The sequence below is a fragment of the Cedecea sp. B1(4) genome, assembly GCF_059414925.1.
This window is the reverse complement of record NZ_JCAHMZ010000244.1, coordinates 1-278: the sequence shown is the minus strand read 5'-3', so window position 1 is coordinate 278 and position 278 is coordinate 1. Positions and strand designations below refer to the sequence as shown.

Annotated in this window: 1 protein-coding gene; it reads left to right on the top strand. The window is 62.6% G+C overall.

What is annotated here, in order from left to right:
- Positions 1 to 31: 31 nt before the first annotated feature.
- On the top strand, positions 32 to 278 hold a 247-nt coding region (locus tag ACR6JA_RS22800), incomplete at its 3' end, for a hypothetical protein (RefSeq protein WP_494599756.1).

The window sequence follows — 278 nt, the reverse complement described above, 5'->3', positions numbered from 1 at the left end:
CGAAAAGATGGCCAATGCCTACGAGAGTGCCATGGAGAAGTTCTGGACCAGCGGCAAGCTGCCGGATGTTCGGCGCGCGATCGAAGAGCACGCTCGCGAATCGGGTGCGAGCGTGGCCGATGTGATGGCAAAGATGGTGCCCGGCGGCGAGCTCGAACAGCTCCGAACCAGCTTCATCGAGGCCGTGGGAGATAGCCCCGACGCTCAGGAGAGCAAGAAAGGGATGGATCGTGCCCTGGATAGCTGGGTGCGTCAGTATGGGCGCGGCAGCGAAGAGC